We start from the raw sequence: 16,249 nt of genomic DNA, 5'->3' as shown, positions 1-16,249 counted from the left end.
GCTATGAGAAACGTGCCTACATCTACCTCGGCACCATCACCCTCGCGGCCCTCACCATCTGGCTCCGAACATGATCCGAGAAACAGTGCCTAGCCGACTCGCGAGTTCTTGCACGGATTCGGCGCGGAATCCTTCGTTGCCACCTTCGGATTGCTTGCGGGCCACGAGGTCGATGATGCCGGTGAGGAAAGTGCCGGTTCCCATCGACGGGTCGATGATGGACACACCGGGGTCAGCGAAGCCATCCGGGCAGTCCAGAGTGGTCGCGAGTACCTCGTCGACCAGGCGGATCATCTCCGTGACCAACGGGGCCGGGGTGTAGTAGGTTCCGGAATCCTTGCGCAGGTCGGCGTCGTACTCCTGCAGGAAGTGCTCATAGAGATGGATGTGGAATCCGGGTTCGCCGGCGAGGGCACTCCTCCAGTCGATGGCGTCAATGACGCGCACGAGCATGTCCAGACTGTCGCGGAATTCCCCCTCGACCTGGTCGGTCAGGATCTGCAAGGCCCGGCCCATGACAGAGTGCTCAGCCCCAAGGCGTCGGCCTACCTCGTGCAGGCTCATGCCGATCAATGCCTTGTCCTCGTCACCGGCGGTATCCGAGCTGGCGAGCAGGAGGGCGAAGGTGACCGACTGTGCGTAGCGGTCAGCGAAGGCGGCTCGCTTGTCCCGGTTATCCGTGGTCGGGAAGAGGTCAACCTCAAGCGTGGCGGCCAGGTCGGTGAACGGGCGTTGATGGCGTGGAAGGCTTGCTTCGGCATCGAGACGATCGTGAACAGCATCACGCAGCAGCGCGCACAACGGGGCGACTTGGGCGACCACCTCCCGCATCAATGTCAGTCGGTGGGGCTGCCAGCCGAAGAATGCGACAAGCATCGCCTCGAAGGCGGCCTCACTGGCGACCGGCAGCCGCAGGCCGGGGCCAACGGTGCGTAGATCACCCTCGAAGTGGATGGTGTCGCCGTACTGCCTACCGGAGCGGTACATGATCCAGGTCTGACCGTTCGTGTAGATCAGGTTGGGCAGGTTCGCCATGCCTTCCCATTGGCGGCGGTCGCGCTTGTTCAAGCCGCCGGGGTGGATCACGCTCTTGTCAGGGCTTTTCAGCTCGACGTAGCCGACGATGTTGCGCGGTGACGTTCCAATTCGCACCGCCAGGTCAGGGCGTATCCGGTGCGCGGCGATGGCAACCTCGGCATGCAGGACCGCTTGCAGCCCCAGCACCCCTGCTGCATCTACGAGAAGGGTTTCGACTGCTCGACGGATCGCGGCTTCTTTCTGCCCGTGCAGCAACGCCTGTTTGCATGTCGCACCGAATTCGCTCACGATGCGCCGAAACCGCTCCTTGCGCTGCATCCCGCCCCCCGAGGTCAGCACACCCCCACGCTTGTTCTACTCACGGTAATCGCAGCATCACGCCTCGTCGAGAGTGTGGTCCGAACCTGCCTAGTCTGGACGGAGGCCTGTCCAGTGTCAGCTTCTCCTGGTCGCTCCCTCTAAAGTGGGCAAAGAGCCTGGTAGAAGCCAATCTGAACAGGGGGGTAGTAGTTGCTAGGGGCTGCGCCGAGGGTGCCCCGGAGCCACTCCAGGGATCCGGTTTCGAGAACGGCGTCCGAGAGATCGCTGGCGGTTTTCATGGTGAGGCGTCTGCAGCCGTTGTTGATCCGTCTTTGCGCGTTCTCGTAACCCAGCTCTGTACTCGGTGCCCTGGATCATGCATCCCGGTTTGTTGACATCCGGGGCGCAAATTGCCTCTGGTAACCCCTTGGCTTCGTACTCGGTGACGAACTCTTGGAGGGCGTCGGCCAGTGCCTCGTGCATGCCCGAGACTTGGTCCGCTGTAATGGCCTCGGGGTCGGCGCTCACTGCGTACCTTTGCGAGTCGTGCCCGACCGTGCGCCAGGAGTGCTCCGCGACCGACTCCGGGTCGCGTGCACGCCAGCCTTCCATCAGCCGTTGCGCTTGGTCTACGTGAGTGTCCCGCCTCGTACAGGAACCGCACCACTCCGGCAGGTCGACTGGCACCGTCGGACTTCTCTTATGTCTCGGCGAGGCGGAGTGCGTACTGAATGTTCACCGACTCCTACCCGTTGAGAGCTCTTGACTGCCCAACGTCACAAGGAGCCGGTCGCGTAAGGAACGGCCCGCGGCTCCGGGTCGGGGAAGGGCGGGGCGCATCCGGAGAAATCGCTAGAGATCTTTAACCGTGCGGGTTACGGAGGGGCGTGACGGCCTGATGTGGGCCGCGCTATGCCGGAGGGATGAGGTATCCCGATGGTGGTGGGCTGACGGCCGAGGAACGGGCCCGGCGCGAGCAAGTCCGGCTCGCAGCGGCTGACTTGATCGAGGCCGGGGCCAGTGACGGAGAGGTGGCCCGGCGGTTCAGGGTGACTCGGATGTCGGCGAACCGCTGGCGTCGAGCCCTGGCTTCGGGCGGTCGGCAGGCCCTGGTCTCCAAAGGTCCCGGCGGTGCCCGCCGCAAGCTTGATGTGGGTCAACTGCGTGCTCTGGAGGCCGCGTTGGAAGCCGGTCCGGCTGCGTACGGCTGGAGCGACCAATGCTGGACGCTGGCGAGGATCGCCGAGATCGTGCGCCGCCGGTTCGGCGCCGAGTACACCCTGGCCGGGCTCGACCTGCTGCTGCACCGCATCGGCTGGAGCGTGCAGATCCCGGCCCGCAAAGCCACCGAGCGGAACGAGCCGAAGGTCGCCGCATGGAAGGTAGAGCAGTGGCCCGTCATAAAAAGAGGGCGGCGGACTTGGGCGCCTGGGTCCGCTTCGAAGACGAGGCAGGTCAGGGCCTGAGGCCGCCCAAGGGCCGCACTTGGGGCCGCCGCGGCCAGACCCCCGTCGTGCGGGTCACCGCCGCAGGCACCAAACGTGTCTCGATGGCCGCGCTGATCTGCACCAAGGCCGGCCGCAGGCCACGGCTGATCTACCGTATCCATCTCGACCGCGGTCCTGCGAAGGGCCGGCGTAAGGGCTTCACCGAGACCGACTACGCCCGCCTGCTGGACGCCGCACACCAGCAGCTCGGCGGCCCCGTCGCTCTGGTCTGGGACAACTTGAACACGCACGTCAGCCGCACCATGCACGAGCTGATCGCCGCCCGGTTATGGCTGACCGTGTACCAGCTGCCGCCGTACGCACCCGAGCTCAACCCGGTCGAGGGCGTGTGGTCGCAGCTGAAGAGGTCACTGGCCAACCTCACCAAACACAACCTCGACCAGCTCACCGGGCTGGTGAAGACCCGGCTCAAACGGATGCAGTACCGCCCCAATCTCATCGAGGGCCTCATGGCCAAGACCGGACTCGACCTCCAACCGCCGTAACCCCAGCCGTTAAAGATCTCTAGCGGTACACGGTCGCGATCCCGATGCCGAACCCGGCGGCGTGCCGGGCGTAGGTGTCACCGCACCGCAGGTGGGCAAGGGCGAGCAGGGCCTGCGGTGCTGCGGGAAGTCGCCTCCAGCGGGTCCCGATCTCCCGTCGCCTCACTGCCAGTTGCCCGGTCAGGAACCGCAGGATGCGGTTGGACAGATCAATCGAGGACGGGTAGACAAGCACGCGAAGCTCCTGGCAGACACGGGTGATCTTGGTCGAGAACCCGTCTACCAGGAGCTTCGTCATTGTGCAGGCTTGTCCAACCCTCGGTCAGCGCCGCCAGCTTGGAAGAGGCCCAGTGCCTCTCCCGGTTTCAAAGAGGGGAGTTCGTTCGGGCAGGGCGAGACAGACGCTGCCGATGACCTGTTTCAGCGGCGCGTGTGATCGCCTCGAGTGCCCGGTGGCGATCGAGTGCGACCGCGAAATCCGGCGCATCGGCGGTTCCGTCGCGGAGGTCGGCGGCGAACTGGGCGTAGAGGCGGGCGACCCCCGCTGCGGGTGCGTCGAGTTGCAGGTCAGGAGCCGCATAAGCGGGGGGGACCTGTAGTACTTGGACAGGCTCGCTGCCGCGGCGCAGCGTGATGGTGAAATCGGTGAAGTGAAGGTAGCCCGACGCCGACTCCACACGCACACTGCCTTCGGTGCCCTGGATCTCCCATACCGTCGCCGAGCCGGCCGACTGCCCGGCACTGTAGTGCAGCGAAGTGACGATCCCGCCTTCGAGAACGCCGGCGACTACGATCTCGTCCGGAGCGTCCTTCGGCAGCGACGCGCCATCGGATAGGCGGACGCCGTCACCGCGCTGATTGGCGACGACGGCGGACAGACTCTCGAACGTGCCGAGCACGCGCGCCAGCGGTTCGAGCCCGTGGCCGAGCATGATGCTCAGAAGCGTGGCGCCATGCTTTGCGTGGGCCATGTACTCGACCGGCGGGTCGTATCGGCCGCCCCACATGTCGTCGGCCAGATGCGCTCGGATGCTCGTGCTGAGCGGCTTGCCGATCACGCCTTGCGCGATGAGGTCGCGAAGGAAGAGGATCGGCGGGTGCAGGCCGCCCTGCAACCCGACAACCGTGCGCAGCCGCCGCTCGCGGGCAAACCCCTCCAGCGCTTCGGCCTCGGACAGGTTTCTCGCGAGCGGCCATTCGCAATAAACCATCTTGCCCGCGGCCAGCGCGTCGGACACAATCTGCTCGTGCTCCGGCACCTTGACCGCGACCACCACCAGGTCGACCTCCGGTCGCCCGACCAGAGCCTTATGTGTGTCGAAGGCGAGATCGGCGCCCAGCCGGCGAGCGGTCGCGTTCGCGCTCTCCATACGAGTCGTGCTGACGGCGCGGATCTGGAACGCGTCGAGCGCCTGCAGCGCCGGGACATGAGCGATTCCGCCCCAACCCCGATCGGAACTAGCCCCGACAATACCGACGCCGATCTGGGTATGTGCTGAATTCGTCATAAGGATGCTCCTGCCATGTGCAGCCCGGAAACGCTCTCAGGGCTGTGTCACGATGATTCGTTTCCGGACACATGCGTGGGCACTCGGGTTCACCATGGCGAGCGAGCAACTATTGGCGTTCGCCATGGTGAGCCCGAGTGACCCAAGCGCAGGTTTTACACGTGAGCCCAGTGGGCCTCGAGTTCGCGCGCGACATCGGCCGCACGCTCGATCATCGGCCAGTGCGAGCTGCGCAGCTTGAAGACGGCACGTGCGCGTGTGGCATTACCGAGCTCGTCGGCGAAGCGGTGAGGGAGAAACGGATCGTCCAGGCCCCAGATCACTAGCGCTGGTGCGGTCACCTTGCTCAGACCTGGCTTCCACTCCGCCCCGACCTCGATCGCCGAACGGTAAAGGGCGAGAATGCTTGCCCTCATAGTGGCATCGATATGCCGGACCGCTTCGTCTGCCGCGTCGCGCGGCATCTGCGCCTCGTTGAGGCTTGCCGCGAACGCCTCGAGGTCGAGGTCCGCCATCCATTTCTCACCCTCGCCCGGAGTTTGCCAGATCTTGGCAAGATAGTGCCACGGATACTCCGGATCGATTGGTCCGCTGATGCCTGTCCATGTCCGCACCAGATCTGGCCGGACAGACGCGAGACGGCCCGTGAGCAGAGACCCCCAATCATGACCGACCAGGTCGACGGGTTCGCCGATTTCTTCGATCTTCTCAATAAGCCAATCGAGATACTCTTCCTTCGTCGACGTGAATCCCGCTGGTAGGGGGACGCCAAACCCGGGTAGGTCGATCGTCACAATATCTTCGCGTTGAAGATAGGGACGGACGGTGTCCCAAAGCCGGTGGGTATCAGGTACACCATGGACGAGGACTGCAGGCATTTCGGATTCTCCAATTGATTGTTGTCGTGGTTGAACGGCCGGTCGGCCGAGTCAGGGAAGGAGGATGACTTTGCCGTGGGTGTGGCCCGTGGCGACGAGGCGATGAGCGTCCGCGGCCTCGTCGAGTGGGAAGCTCCGGCCGATGCGTGCGGTCCATGCGCCGGCGGCGATCAGATTCAGGGCTTCCTGGACAGGGCCGCGGTCGCGGTTCCCGCTGCCCCCGGGGCTGAATGCGACGCCGTGTTGTGCGGCATCGCGGTCGGCGAGCGTCACGATCCGGCCGGGGCCGCCGAGAAGATCGATGAGGGCGGGAAGGAGCCCCTTGCCGGCGGTGTCGAGCGCGGCGTCGACCCCGCCCGGAGCGGCGGCACGGATGCGATCGACCAGGCCCGGGCCGTGTGCGACAGGGGTCGCTCCGAGACTCCTGACGAAGTCGGCGTTGGCAGTCCCGGCGACGCCGATCACCGTCACACCGCGCTGTCGCGCGAACTGCACGGCGGCGCCGCCCAGAGCACCGCTCGCGCCGGTGACCACGAGCGTTTCACCCGGGCGAATGTTCAGAAGCCCGAGAGCCCTCGCCGCGTTGTCGGCGCCGATGACAGTAGCCGCGGCCTCCTCGAAGGAAACGCCGTCGGGGATCGTCGCGAAGTTGCTGCTGACCGTGTACTCGGCGTAGGAGCCCTGGGTGGCGGAGTCCGGCCACCCGGCGACGCGGTCGCCGGCCACGCCCTCGTCGACGCCCGGGCCGACCGCCTCGACGACGCCGGCGAACTCGAATCCGATGATGGCGGGAGCACGCAGGCCGAACGCTCCGGCGCGGGCCTGGATCTCCGCCGGGTTCACCCCCGCGGCGTGAACCCGAACCAGTACTTGACCCGGACCCGGCACCGGTCGCGGAGCCTCCGCAACCCGCAACACGGAGGGTTCGCCGAACGAGGTGATGACGACGGCTTTCATGATGATCCTTCTCGTATACAAGGGTCGTTTGCTCGCACCGTTCAGAGCGGTCTCAGGTCTGGAAGACCGGAGGATTCTCGCCCCGCAGGCGGTAGTCGGGCCGGGGCCGTTCGAGTCGGATCGATTCCAGCACGGTGTACGCGTGGTACTTGGTCTGGGTGGTGGCTCCTGCCAGCCGTTCCCACCAGAGCCGGCCGTCGCTCGTCTCCTTCTCGAGGACGTGGCGGGTGGTGTAGTTCGCCATGGAGCTGATCCAGTTCTCGGTACCGACGAAGATCCTTTCCCAGCCGGTGCCGGTCACGATGTCGGCGAGCGCGTCCGAGCGACTGAACCGCTCGACCGCCGCAGTCGCCCCCTCGAGCACGTCGGTGAAGTACTCCACGCACAGCTTCACCTGCTCGTAGGTGCCGTAATGCATGTGGTGCCCGCCGACGAAGTAGTCGAAGTCGTATTCGAGGATCTGGGACTGGGCTTCGTACCAGCCGGAGATGTTCTGCGAGGCGTCGCAGTGCATGAACGTGACGCTTCCCGGACTGACGATGTCGACGGCTGTGAGTACCTTCTGCTGGGGTGCGTAGATGAAGATGTTGCCGGGGCAGTGGTTCTCTCCCTTGTAGGAGAGGTGCAGGCTCACGCCGCCCACTTCGAGGACGAGTTCGTCGTCGAACGTCCTCGTCGGCAGGGGGCGCTTCGGGTCGGGGAAGCGCTCCAGGAGTTCCTTGGTGATGCGGTGGGCGACGATCTCGACGTCGGGACCGAACACGGAGGCCGCGCCGATGTGATCGGCGTGCCAGTGGCTGTAGATGACGTGGGTCACCGGTCGGTCGGTGACGTCCTCGATCGCTGCCAGCATGTTCTCGCCCAGCGTCGGGGGTGCGTCGATCGCGACCACGCCCTCCTCGGTCACCACGAATGCGGCGTCGTAGCCGGCACTGGTGACCCAGTAGAAGCCGCCGCGCAGTTCTTCCACGTGGTAGCCGTACTTCTGGAAGTGCTCGCTCTGGAAATACGGGGGGTAATAGCCCTCGGGGTCCAACGGGTCGTCCGCCCCCGCGCGGGCGAATCCATAGTGGTCGATCCCGTAGAAGCTCGGGGTTTCTTCGACGTTGATGGGTATCTGACTGCTCTGGCACACCGGCGGGACGCCTTTCTGTGTTCTTGGGAAGCTGTCGAACGGGTGGTCTATCCCGGTGACGTGAACCGAAGGACTGCCTTGGTGACGCGGCCTGAGCCCGCATCCTCGAACGCGGTGTTGATATCGGCGAAGTCGTAGAAGGACAGCAGTCGGTCGATGGGGAACCGGCCCGCTCGATAGAGCTGGGCAAGGTCGTTGATCAGGAGCGACGAGACGGCGTCGCCCTGGATGATGCCCTGAAGCGACTGGCCGAGCGTGAGCCGGCCGGCGTCGAGCACGGCGCCCGCTCCTTCGTGGAACGCCACGAAGCCGAATCGGCCCATTGGTGCCAGGGCGCCGACCCCGGCGTCGAGGTTCTCCGCGCGGCCGCTCGTGTCGAGGACGTACTCCAGACCGCGTTCGTCGACGGCGCGGAGCGCGCCGGTCAGATCCTCGACCCGGCTGGGGTCCACGAGGTGCGTCGCTCCGAGATCTCGGGCCAGATCGAGGCGGCCGGCGTCGACGTCGACGGCGACGATGGTGGTGGCGCCCGCGACATGTGCCGCCATGACCGCCGCCAGGCCCACCGCTCCCACGCCGAAGACCGCGAAGGACGCTCCCGCCGGCACGGCGAGGGCCTTGAGCACGGCCCCCGCGCCCGTCTGCAGCCCGCACCCCAGCGGAGCCATGACGTCGAGGGGCAGATCGCGGGGGACCTTGATCGTGTTCCGTTGGTGCGTCAGGGCGTGGGTGGCGAACGAGGACTGGCCGAAGAAGTGACCGTGCGGCTCAGCACCGTGGGCGACGTGGAGACCGTTCGAGCCGTCCAGGCGGGCACCTGCGAAGTTGGCCGCCCAGACGTTGTCGCAGTAGGCCGCGTGCGAGGACATGCAGGGCTTGCAGCGGCCGCACGAGTGGTAGGAGAGGACGACGTGGTCACCGGGCTCGACGGTGGTGACAGCGGCCCCCACGCGTTCGACGACTCCTGCCCCCTCGTGCCCCAGCACCACCGGCAGCGGCGTCGCCATTCGCTGTGCCCGCACGTGAGCGTCGGTCGCGCATATTCCGGTCGCGACCATGCGAACGAGTACCTCGTCGGGCCGCGGGTCCTCGATCTCGATGTCGCGGAATTCGAATGGCCCGTCCTGCGCTTCGAGAACAGCGGCGCGCGCGGAGGTGGTCATACGCCGTGAGCCTGCCGCGAAGCGCCGCGAGGGCCATGGTGACGAGGGACTGAAATCATCAACGACTCCCTGATCGGGGGGTGGGCCTAAGGAGCCCTTCAGCGAGTCCGAACCTATGTCGGCCGCCCGTGCCCGCGGATCGGTCGCCGTATCCGTCACGGCAGTAAGGCACGGTGCCGCGAGGTGCGGTGGCGTCACTGCCGGACGCGGGTCCGCGCGGCTTGTTCGACTCGGGCGATGAGACGGCTGTTGTGGACGGCGTGCTGGAATCCCGGGGTGTGGTGGGTGCCGTTCGTGATGTCGCGGGCCAGGCTGGCGTAGACCTCGCCGACGTTGATGGAAGCGCCCGTCCAGATGTCGGCGGCGGTGGGTCCCGCGCCGGTGGCGACCGGGCGGTCGGGCGCGGTGAAGTCGACGCTCGACGAGAGGGTGAGGTCGCCGACCTGAACGCCCGCGGGGTGGTCGCCCGTCAGCTTCAGCCAGCCCTCCGATCCGCGTACGTCCAGACTGAAGTGGGCGTCGGGGGCGGGCACGCCCGCCAGGATCTGCACCCCGACCGGCGCCCCCGAGGAGGTCTTGGCGATGGCGTCGAGGTGATCCGGGACCTCGCGGACGGATATCGCGCCGGTGTCGACCAACTTCACTTGAGGCCACAGGAGTTCGGTGCGGGCGTCGATCTCGGTGATGTTGCCGAGAACGGCTTCGACCACATCCAGGACGTGGCCCGCGGCGATGGTGAGGAAACCGGCTCCGGACGCTGCCTTGTCGAAGTACTCGTACGCGCTCACCGACTCCGGGCCGTTGCCGAAGGTCGTCGCGGCGACTCGCGCCGAGAGCAGCCGCCCGAGCCGACCCTCAGCGATGATCTCCGCCGCGCGGCGTACCGAGGGGTTGAGCCGGCCCTGCAGGCCGATCGCGGTGTGCAGTGAGCCGGCCGCCTCAGCCATCTCTTCCGTCTGCGCGACGGTCGCCCCCAGCGGCGACTCCGCGTACACGGCCTTGCTCGCCGCGAGGGCCGCCAGGACGAGCTCGCGGTGAGCCGGGACCTTCACCGCGACGGTGACGAGGTCGATCGAAGGGTCACCGATGAGCGCGTAGGGGTCCGCGAACCAACGCTCGGCGCCGAACGCCTCGGCAGCGCCGCGCGCGCTCTCCTCGTGCCGCGTCGCCACACCGGCCAGGTGGAAGTCGGGCTGTGCCGCCAGCGCGGGTATGTGCGATGCGCCCGCCCAGCTCGCCTTCGTGTCCGCGCCGATGATGCCGACCCGAATGAGATTGCTTGACATGATGTGGTGTTCCGTTTCTTTCGCTGAAGCAAGACGTGGTGTGTGCGGGGCGACTCGGCGCGTTCGCGCTTCTCTCACTGGTCGACGGCGGCCATGTCGGGCTCGGCGTGGCGTTCGCCGGACGCCGGTGTGAGGTTGTTCAGGCGGGCGATCTGGCCCGGGGTGAGTCGGATGCCGTCGGCGGCGCTGTTCTCCTTGAGGCGGTCGAGGCGTTTCGTCCCCGGAATGGGCGCGATGCCGTCTCCTTGCGCGAGCAGCCAGGCAAGAGCGACCTGCGCGGGCGTGGCCCCGGCCTCGTCGGCGACCTCGCGTACCTGGTCGACGATGCGCAGGTTGCGCGCGAGGTTGTCGCCGGTGAACCGGGGATTGGAGCGACGCCAGTCGGCGGCGTCCAAGCCGTCCAGGGTGCGGATGTCACCGGTGAGAAAGCCGTGTCCCAGCGGTGCATAGGGAACCAGTCCGATGCCGAGCTCACGCAGCGTGGGCAACACCTCGGCCTCCGGGTCCCGCGTCCACAGCGAGTACTCGCTCTGGACAGCGGCCACGGGATGGACCGCATGGGCCCGGCGGACGGTCGCCGCTGCCGCTTCCGACAGTCCGATGTGGAGGACCTTGCCCGCCTCCACCAGCTCGCTCAGCGCCCCCACCGTCTTCTCGATGGGAGTGTTGGGGTCGACCCGGTGCTGGTAGTAGAGGTCGATGCGGTCGGTTCCGAGTCGCCGCAGTGAGCCTTCGACAGCCGTGCGGATGTTGGCGGGAGTGCTGTCCGGACCCGGCCGGCCGGTGTGGGAGACGAGGCCGAACTTGGTGGCGAGGACGACTTCGTCCCGACGGCCCTTGATCGCGCGACCCAGCAGTTCCTCGTTGACGTAGGGGCCGTACACCTCGGCGGTGTCCAGATGGGTGACACCGAGGTCGACGGCGCGACGAATGGTGCGGATCGACTCGGTTTCGTCCCGGCCTGCGCCGGTGTAGTACGCCGACATCCCCATGACACCCAGGCCGATGCGCGGGACATCGAGCCTGCCGAGCGACGTGGACTGCATCTGTTGTCCATTCCGTGTGGGGCGGGCCTCAGCACCGCAGAGCGAACTTGACGCGTCAAGTTCTACTCCTTCGAACTTGACGCGTCAATAAGTGGGTCTAGGATGTCCTCATGGCGAGGACGGCAGATGACACGCACGGCCGACTCCGTCGGCGACCACGGAACGGGCCGACATCCGAGGCGACGGCTCGTGCCGACGAAGGCTCCGACGCGGGGGAGTCCACCGGTCCGGTTGCCGAGACGCGATGGCTGAACGGCGACGAGCTGGCGGCGTGGCTGGCCAACTCCGCGATCATGATCAGCCTGCCGGCCGCGCTGGATGCGCGCATGCAGCGCGAGGCTCAGCTGACCTTCTTCGAGTACATGGTGCTCTCGGTCCTTTCCGAGCAGCCGGATCGCACCATGCAGATGAGCGCCCTGGCCGCGCGAACGGCGGCGTCACTGTCGAGGCTGTCCCATGTCGTCGGTCGGCTCGAGAAGCGCGAACTGCTCGCACGGAAGCGGATCCCCGGTTCCGGAAGGCGCACCACCGCGACGCTGACCGAGGCCGGTTACGACGTAGTGGTGGCAGCGGCGCCGGGACACGTCGCCGCAGTCCGCGAGTACCTGATCGATGACCTAGGTCCTCAGGAGCTGGCGGCACTGCGCCGCATCGGTGCCGCGGTGGACACGGCGATCAAGCGCGGGCAACCCGACGCGGGCTCCGCGGCTTCCCTCCCGGGGGACGGCGCGGTGGACGGCCAGTCACCCACGATTCATCCGGCTTGACAGCCTCCGGCCGACGCCTTGAATGACGCTCATTTGACGGTCGTCCTGATGGGGTGTCAGGCGTGTTGGGATGCTGGTCAGGTCGCCTGCAGCGGTGGGGGAATGATTGGCTCTTCAGTGAAAAAGCCCCCGGTGTTGGTGGGTGGGTTGCATGCGCTGGAGCTCCGCGGCCCTCTGCAAGCCGCCGCTCGGCGGGGACCGTCGGTGGTAGTGGCGCGCCCGAACGCTGGCCACTGTCCGGGGCCGGGCACACCTACAGCCTCCTCGACCGCGAAGGCGAGCAGGTCGCCCGCGACCTGCTCCGCCCGGCCGTCCTCACGCTGCGCTGTGACGGCGGCAATTACCACCCCATGCCCGGTGACGGATGGACGGTCGATACGTACGAGGTTGTCCTCAACGTGGATCGAGTTCTGCTGCCCGCCTTCACAAAAGCGGTCACCGACGCGACTGGCAGCGACTCGAATCCGTGCTCACCAGGCTCCAGCGCGAAGATGTTCAGCCTCTCGTGGTCGAAGGCGACATAGCGCCCCTGCCAGCCGTCCCACCGGACTGGAGGAACCAGACGGCCGAGCCCGATCCAGCCGTCGTTCGGCGTCTCCGCATCGGTCCGCCAACCACGGAGTTCAACGTCGTACTGCAGGACTTCTCGGACTTTGAGATACGCGGCCACGGATTTCCCTACGCCTACGACACTCGCAGGGGGCGTCTGATCACCGAATTCCTCCTCGGCGACCGGCCGCAGGTGGCCACGTTGTGCCATGTCATCCTCATCAACAAGGACGGCGTCCTCTCGCCCAGGATCAAACTGTGGAAGAAGGACAAGACCAAGGCTGCGAGGACAGCGGCCATGGAGGCGATTCCCGGCACCGAGGCCCCTCAGATCGTCAAGGCGCTCGTTGACACCAGTGATGTCCACGAGAACTTCTGGAAGGTCATCAGCTTCCTCCAGGGCTGCGTCGGGCTGGACCTTCCCGGAAGCAGCCTGCGGCTGGTTGTTGGCGACGAAGCCGAGTTGGCTCGGCTCCTGGCCGACCAGGACCGCACGACGCTCCTCGAAGCCGTCAGGACCGCTGACGGCGGTGCCCTCACGGAAGAGGACATCCGGCTGATCAGCAACCGCAAGTGCAGGCGTCGCCCCAAGACGGCGCGCTCTTGATCCTGTTTACGGGCTCCAAGGGCGCAGCTCGTCGGCCTTCCGGGCGGCATTCGCTGTACCGCGACAGGGCACGCACGCTGCCAGCCCGTCAGGGAAGCCGCAGGTCCCGCAGCTGTCGCCGGGAGGTGATGCTCAGCTTGCGGAAGATGCTGCGGAGGTGGGCCTCAATGGTGCGCGGGCTCAAGAACAGCTGTGCGCCGACCTCCCGGGAGGTCGCCCCGGTAGCTACCAGCCGGGCGATCGTCAGCTCCTGTGCGGTGAGCGCGTCGGAGGGCTGGGCGGACCGGCTGCGTGGGTGCTCGCCGGTGGCGCGCAGCTCGCGGGCGGCGCGTGCGGCGAACGCTTGCGCACCCATGTCCGACAGCATCTGGTGGGCGGTGCGGAGCTGCTGGCGGGCGCCTTGGCGGCGGCCCTCGCGGCGTAGCCACTCGCCATAGACGAGATGAGTCCGGGCCAGCTGGGTGGCCACTCGGCAGTTTCGTAGCTGCTCGATCGCCTCGAGGTAGTACTCCTCGGCGGCCGGGCCGGTGCTGACCAATGCCCATGAGCGCGCTGCCAGCCCTAGCCCCCAGGGGGTGCCGCTGGCCAGCGCCCGTGAGCTGAGCTGGTCCAGCGCAGCGGTCGCACGCTCCGGCCGGTCGCTACGGCATGCCGCTTCAATGAGCTCGGAGTGGGCCAGGTTGCTGTGGGTCAGCTCGTCGGACTCGAAAGCCCGCGTCGCAGCGACCAGAGCCGCTGGGTAGTCGCCCAGGCCGTTGTGCAGCACCGCCATGGCGTACTGCGCCAGGAAGTCCTCAGTTCGGCCCCCACGTCCAGCCGCTTCCCGGACCATGGTCGCGTGGACCTCGGTGGTCTCGTCCGAGCGGCCGCGCCAGGCAGCCAGGATGAGCTGGCCGTGGAGCACGGGCACAGTTCTGGTCGCGGCCGCGATCGTGGTCTGCTCGTCGGCCCGGGAGAAGTCACCAGAGAGCACCAGCATGACGGACTGGACGAGCAGTGCTGCCGGAAGCGTGGCCAGCGCGCCTGCTTCCCTGACCAGCCGGACATGACGAGCGGCCAGCGCGTGCACCATCTGGTCGTCGAAGACCGACATCGCGGTCCGGCCGGCCAGCCACAGCCAGCGGCGGTCGTCGCCGTCGTTCACGGCATGATCGTCCCGCTCGTGAGGATTGAAGGCGTCCAACGCCCGCCGCAGGCCGGGCACTCCTGCCGCGTAGCCCTGCGTGAACGTCGTCACCAGCCCGTCGAGCAACAGATCCACCGGCCTCGGCGGCTCCGGTGGTGCGGGCGCGGCCCGGGCTGCGTCGGCCACCGCACGCACGCCGCCGGGTCCGCGGTCGCCAGTAACGATTGCCGCATCGAGCGCGTCGAGGTAGGTCTCCCGGGACAGCGCCGGGTCCAGCGGGGCGAGGCTCTTGGCGGCGTCCAGCAGCATCCGCGGCCCCTCGCCGCCCCTTGCCCCGTGGAACGCGATCCGAGCATGCAGCAGCTCTAGGCGGGCCTGCGCCACGGCGTCCAACGGCCCGGCCGCGGCGACCGTCAGCAGCTCCAGGGCCTCGGACGCACCGGCCTCGTGCTTGGCGTGTGCAGCTTCCAGGGCCCGTTCCGCCCGGACGGCCGGCCTAGGGGTCAGCTCGGCCGCACGCTTTAGAAACGCCGCTGCGGCGGCCAACCCGCCGCGGGCGCGGGCCCGTCCGGCCGAACGCTCCAGCTCCGCGGCGGCGTCCTCATCAGTGCCCACCACCGCCTGCGCGCGGTGCCAGGCACGCCGGTCCGGATCGACCTGCTGGTCGGTGACGGCGGCCAGCGCGCCGTGCGCCCGGCGCCGGTCGGTCGGTGTGGCCGCCCGGTAGACCGCCGAACGCACCAGCGGGTGCCGGAACCGCACACGGAAGTCGAACTCCAGCAGCCCGGCGGCCTCCGCGGGCGCAGCCGCCTCGCGGGCGATCCCCAGCTCCGCGGCCGCGCGCCACAGCAACGCCGCGTCCCCGGTCGGTTCGGCCGCGGCAACCACCAGCAGCATCCGCGCGTCGGCAGGCAGGCTGTTCGCGCGACGCCGAAAGCCGTCCTCGATCCGGCGCGGAACGCTCACCACGTCCGGCAGCTCGAACCCGCCCGCGAACTGCACCGCCGGAGCACCCCGGGGTAGCTCCAACAACGCCAGCGGGTTGCCGCGCGCCTCGGCTACGATCCGGTCGCGCACCACATCGTCCAGCGGTGCGCGGGCCGCGGCGGCCAGCAGCGTCTGGGCATCGGACGCCCCCAGCCCCGCCAGGTGCAGTTCCGGCAACCCGCTGAACGCCTCGACGTCGGTCACACCGGGATCGCGCAGCGCAAACACCATCACCACCCGCTCGGCCCCCACCCGCCGGGCCACGAAAGCCAGAACCTGCGCAGACGCCTGATCGAGCCACTGCGCATCATCGACCACACACAGCAACGGCCCGTTCTCGGCCAACAGGCTCAACACCGCCAGCCCCACCAGGAACCGGTCCGGCGCAGCACCCTCGCGCAGCCCGAACGCCACCCCGAGCGCGGTCTGCTGCGGCTCGGGCAGCTCGACCGCCCGCGCCAGGAACGGGGCGCACAGCTGGTGCAGGCCCGCGAACGCGAACTCTGCCTCGGCCTCCACCCCGGCCGCGTCGTGAACCCCGAATCCCATCGCCACGGCGGTCTCCCGCATGTGCTGCAAGAGGGCGGACTTGCCGATGCCGGCCTCCCCGCGCACCACCAACACCCCGCTGTCGCCGCCCTGCGCCCGAGCCAGCAGCTCCTCGAGCGCCGCCTGCTCGGCGCGCCGTCCCACGAGCATCGCCTGGTCCTCCCCTGGCGCCGACACGGCGCTTATCCGGTAATTGTCACCGACGCGAAGCGCGCGGGCAGCACCGGGTCGTCAAGATGCCAGCCTCCCCCGCGCCAGGGTCGGTGACGGGATAAGGGATTTCCACCGACGCGGACCAGGCGCCTTCCCCGCGACGCTGAGAGCCGACAGCAGAGCGACCGGGAAGGGAGCGGCCACCGT

12 protein-coding genes and 1 pseudogene are annotated in these 16,249 nt (G+C 67.8%); 3 read left to right on the top strand and 10 right to left on the bottom strand.

Annotation, left to right across the window (positions count from 1 at the left end; all coding sequences use genetic code 11):
- Positions 1–51 precede the first annotated feature (51 nt).
- Positions 52–1,356 (bottom strand): N-6 DNA methylase, encoded by a 1,305-nt coding sequence (locus ACWFRU_RS39715; RefSeq protein ID WP_453693288.1) that lies wholly within the window; start codon positions 1,354–1,356, stop codon positions 52–54.
- 905 nt (positions 1,357–2,261) lie between these two features.
- Here ACWFRU_RS39715 and ACWFRU_RS39710 point away from each other — a divergent pair.
- Positions 2,262–3,331, top strand: a protein-coding gene (locus ACWFRU_RS39710) for an IS630 family transposase (protein ID WP_453693286.1) whose coding sequence is annotated in 2 segments (ribosomal slippage) — positions 2,262–2,745 and positions 2,745–3,331 — 1,071 coding nt in all. Because the reading frame shifts where the segments join, the coding sequence is not laid out codon by codon here.
- A 22-nt stretch (positions 3,332–3,353) separates the two neighbouring features.
- Here the strand turns inward: ACWFRU_RS39710 and ACWFRU_RS39705 are convergent.
- From ACWFRU_RS39705 to ACWFRU_RS39670, 8 genes and pseudogenes are all read right to left on the bottom strand, one after another.
- Positions 3,354–3,566: pseudogene (locus ACWFRU_RS39705) on the bottom strand (transposase family protein); the annotation flags it as partial.
- Positions 3,567–3,696: 130 nt separating this feature from the next.
- A complete protein-coding gene (locus ACWFRU_RS39700; protein ID WP_453693284.1) occupies positions 3,697–4,839 on the bottom strand; it encodes a Gfo/Idh/MocA family protein in 1,143 nt (380 codons plus the stop codon).
- Positions 4,840–4,994: 155 nt separating this feature from the next.
- Complete coding sequence (locus tag ACWFRU_RS39695; protein WP_453693282.1) at positions 4,995–5,717, bottom strand: alpha/beta fold hydrolase; 723 nt, start codon at positions 5,715–5,717, stop codon at positions 4,995–4,997.
- Between the two features lie 51 nt (positions 5,718–5,768).
- Positions 5,769–6,674 carry an NADP-dependent oxidoreductase gene (locus ACWFRU_RS39690; RefSeq protein WP_453693280.1) on the bottom strand — a complete coding sequence of 302 codons (906 nt, stop codon included), beginning with the start codon at positions 6,672–6,674 and terminating at the stop codon, positions 5,769–5,771.
- Between the two features lie 52 nt (positions 6,675–6,726).
- Positions 6,727–7,809, bottom strand: coding sequence for an MBL fold metallo-hydrolase (locus ACWFRU_RS39685; RefSeq protein WP_453693278.1), 1,083 nt, complete (start codon positions 7,807–7,809; stop codon positions 6,727–6,729).
- A 47-nt stretch (positions 7,810–7,856) separates the two neighbouring features.
- Entirely contained in the window at positions 7,857–8,972 is a 1,116-nt protein-coding gene (locus ACWFRU_RS39680; RefSeq protein WP_453693276.1) for an NAD(P)-dependent alcohol dehydrogenase, read from the bottom strand.
- A gap of 194 nt (positions 8,973–9,166) precedes the next feature.
- The gene (locus tag ACWFRU_RS39675; protein ID WP_453693274.1) at positions 9,167–10,258 is read right to left on the bottom strand and encodes a Gfo/Idh/MocA family protein; all 1,092 of its coding nucleotides are present in this window, start codon (positions 10,256–10,258) and stop codon (positions 9,167–9,169) included.
- A gap of 74 nt (positions 10,259–10,332) precedes the next feature.
- Positions 10,333–11,304 carry an aldo/keto reductase gene (locus tag ACWFRU_RS39670; protein ID WP_453693272.1) on the bottom strand — a complete coding sequence of 324 codons (972 nt, stop codon included), beginning with the start codon at positions 11,302–11,304 and terminating at the stop codon, positions 10,333–10,335.
- Positions 11,305–11,414: 110 nt separating this feature from the next.
- On the opposite strand from ACWFRU_RS39670, the gene ACWFRU_RS39665 reads away from it, so the two are divergent.
- Together ACWFRU_RS39665 and ACWFRU_RS39660 are read left to right on the top strand one after the other, a co-directional pair.
- Positions 11,415–12,071, top strand: coding sequence for a MarR family winged helix-turn-helix transcriptional regulator (locus tag ACWFRU_RS39665; protein ID WP_453693270.1), 657 nt, complete (start codon positions 11,415–11,417; stop codon positions 12,069–12,071).
- 466 nt (positions 12,072–12,537) lie between these two features.
- Complete coding sequence (locus ACWFRU_RS39660; protein WP_453693268.1) at positions 12,538–13,227, top strand: hypothetical protein; 690 nt, start codon at positions 12,538–12,540, stop codon at positions 13,225–13,227.
- Positions 13,228–13,315: 88 nt separating this feature from the next.
- Here the strand turns inward: ACWFRU_RS39660 and ACWFRU_RS39655 are convergent, their stop codons facing one another.
- Positions 13,316–16,039 carry a BREX system ATP-binding domain-containing protein gene (locus ACWFRU_RS39655; protein WP_453693266.1) on the bottom strand — a complete coding sequence of 908 codons (2,724 nt, stop codon included), beginning with the start codon at positions 16,037–16,039 and terminating at the stop codon, positions 13,316–13,318.
- Positions 16,040–16,249 lie beyond the last annotated feature (210 nt).

This window comes from Streptomyces sp. NPDC055099 (genome assembly GCF_053607685.1).
The sequence above is the reverse complement of the archived record's forward strand: the minus strand, read 5'-3'. Positions and strand labels throughout refer to the sequence as shown.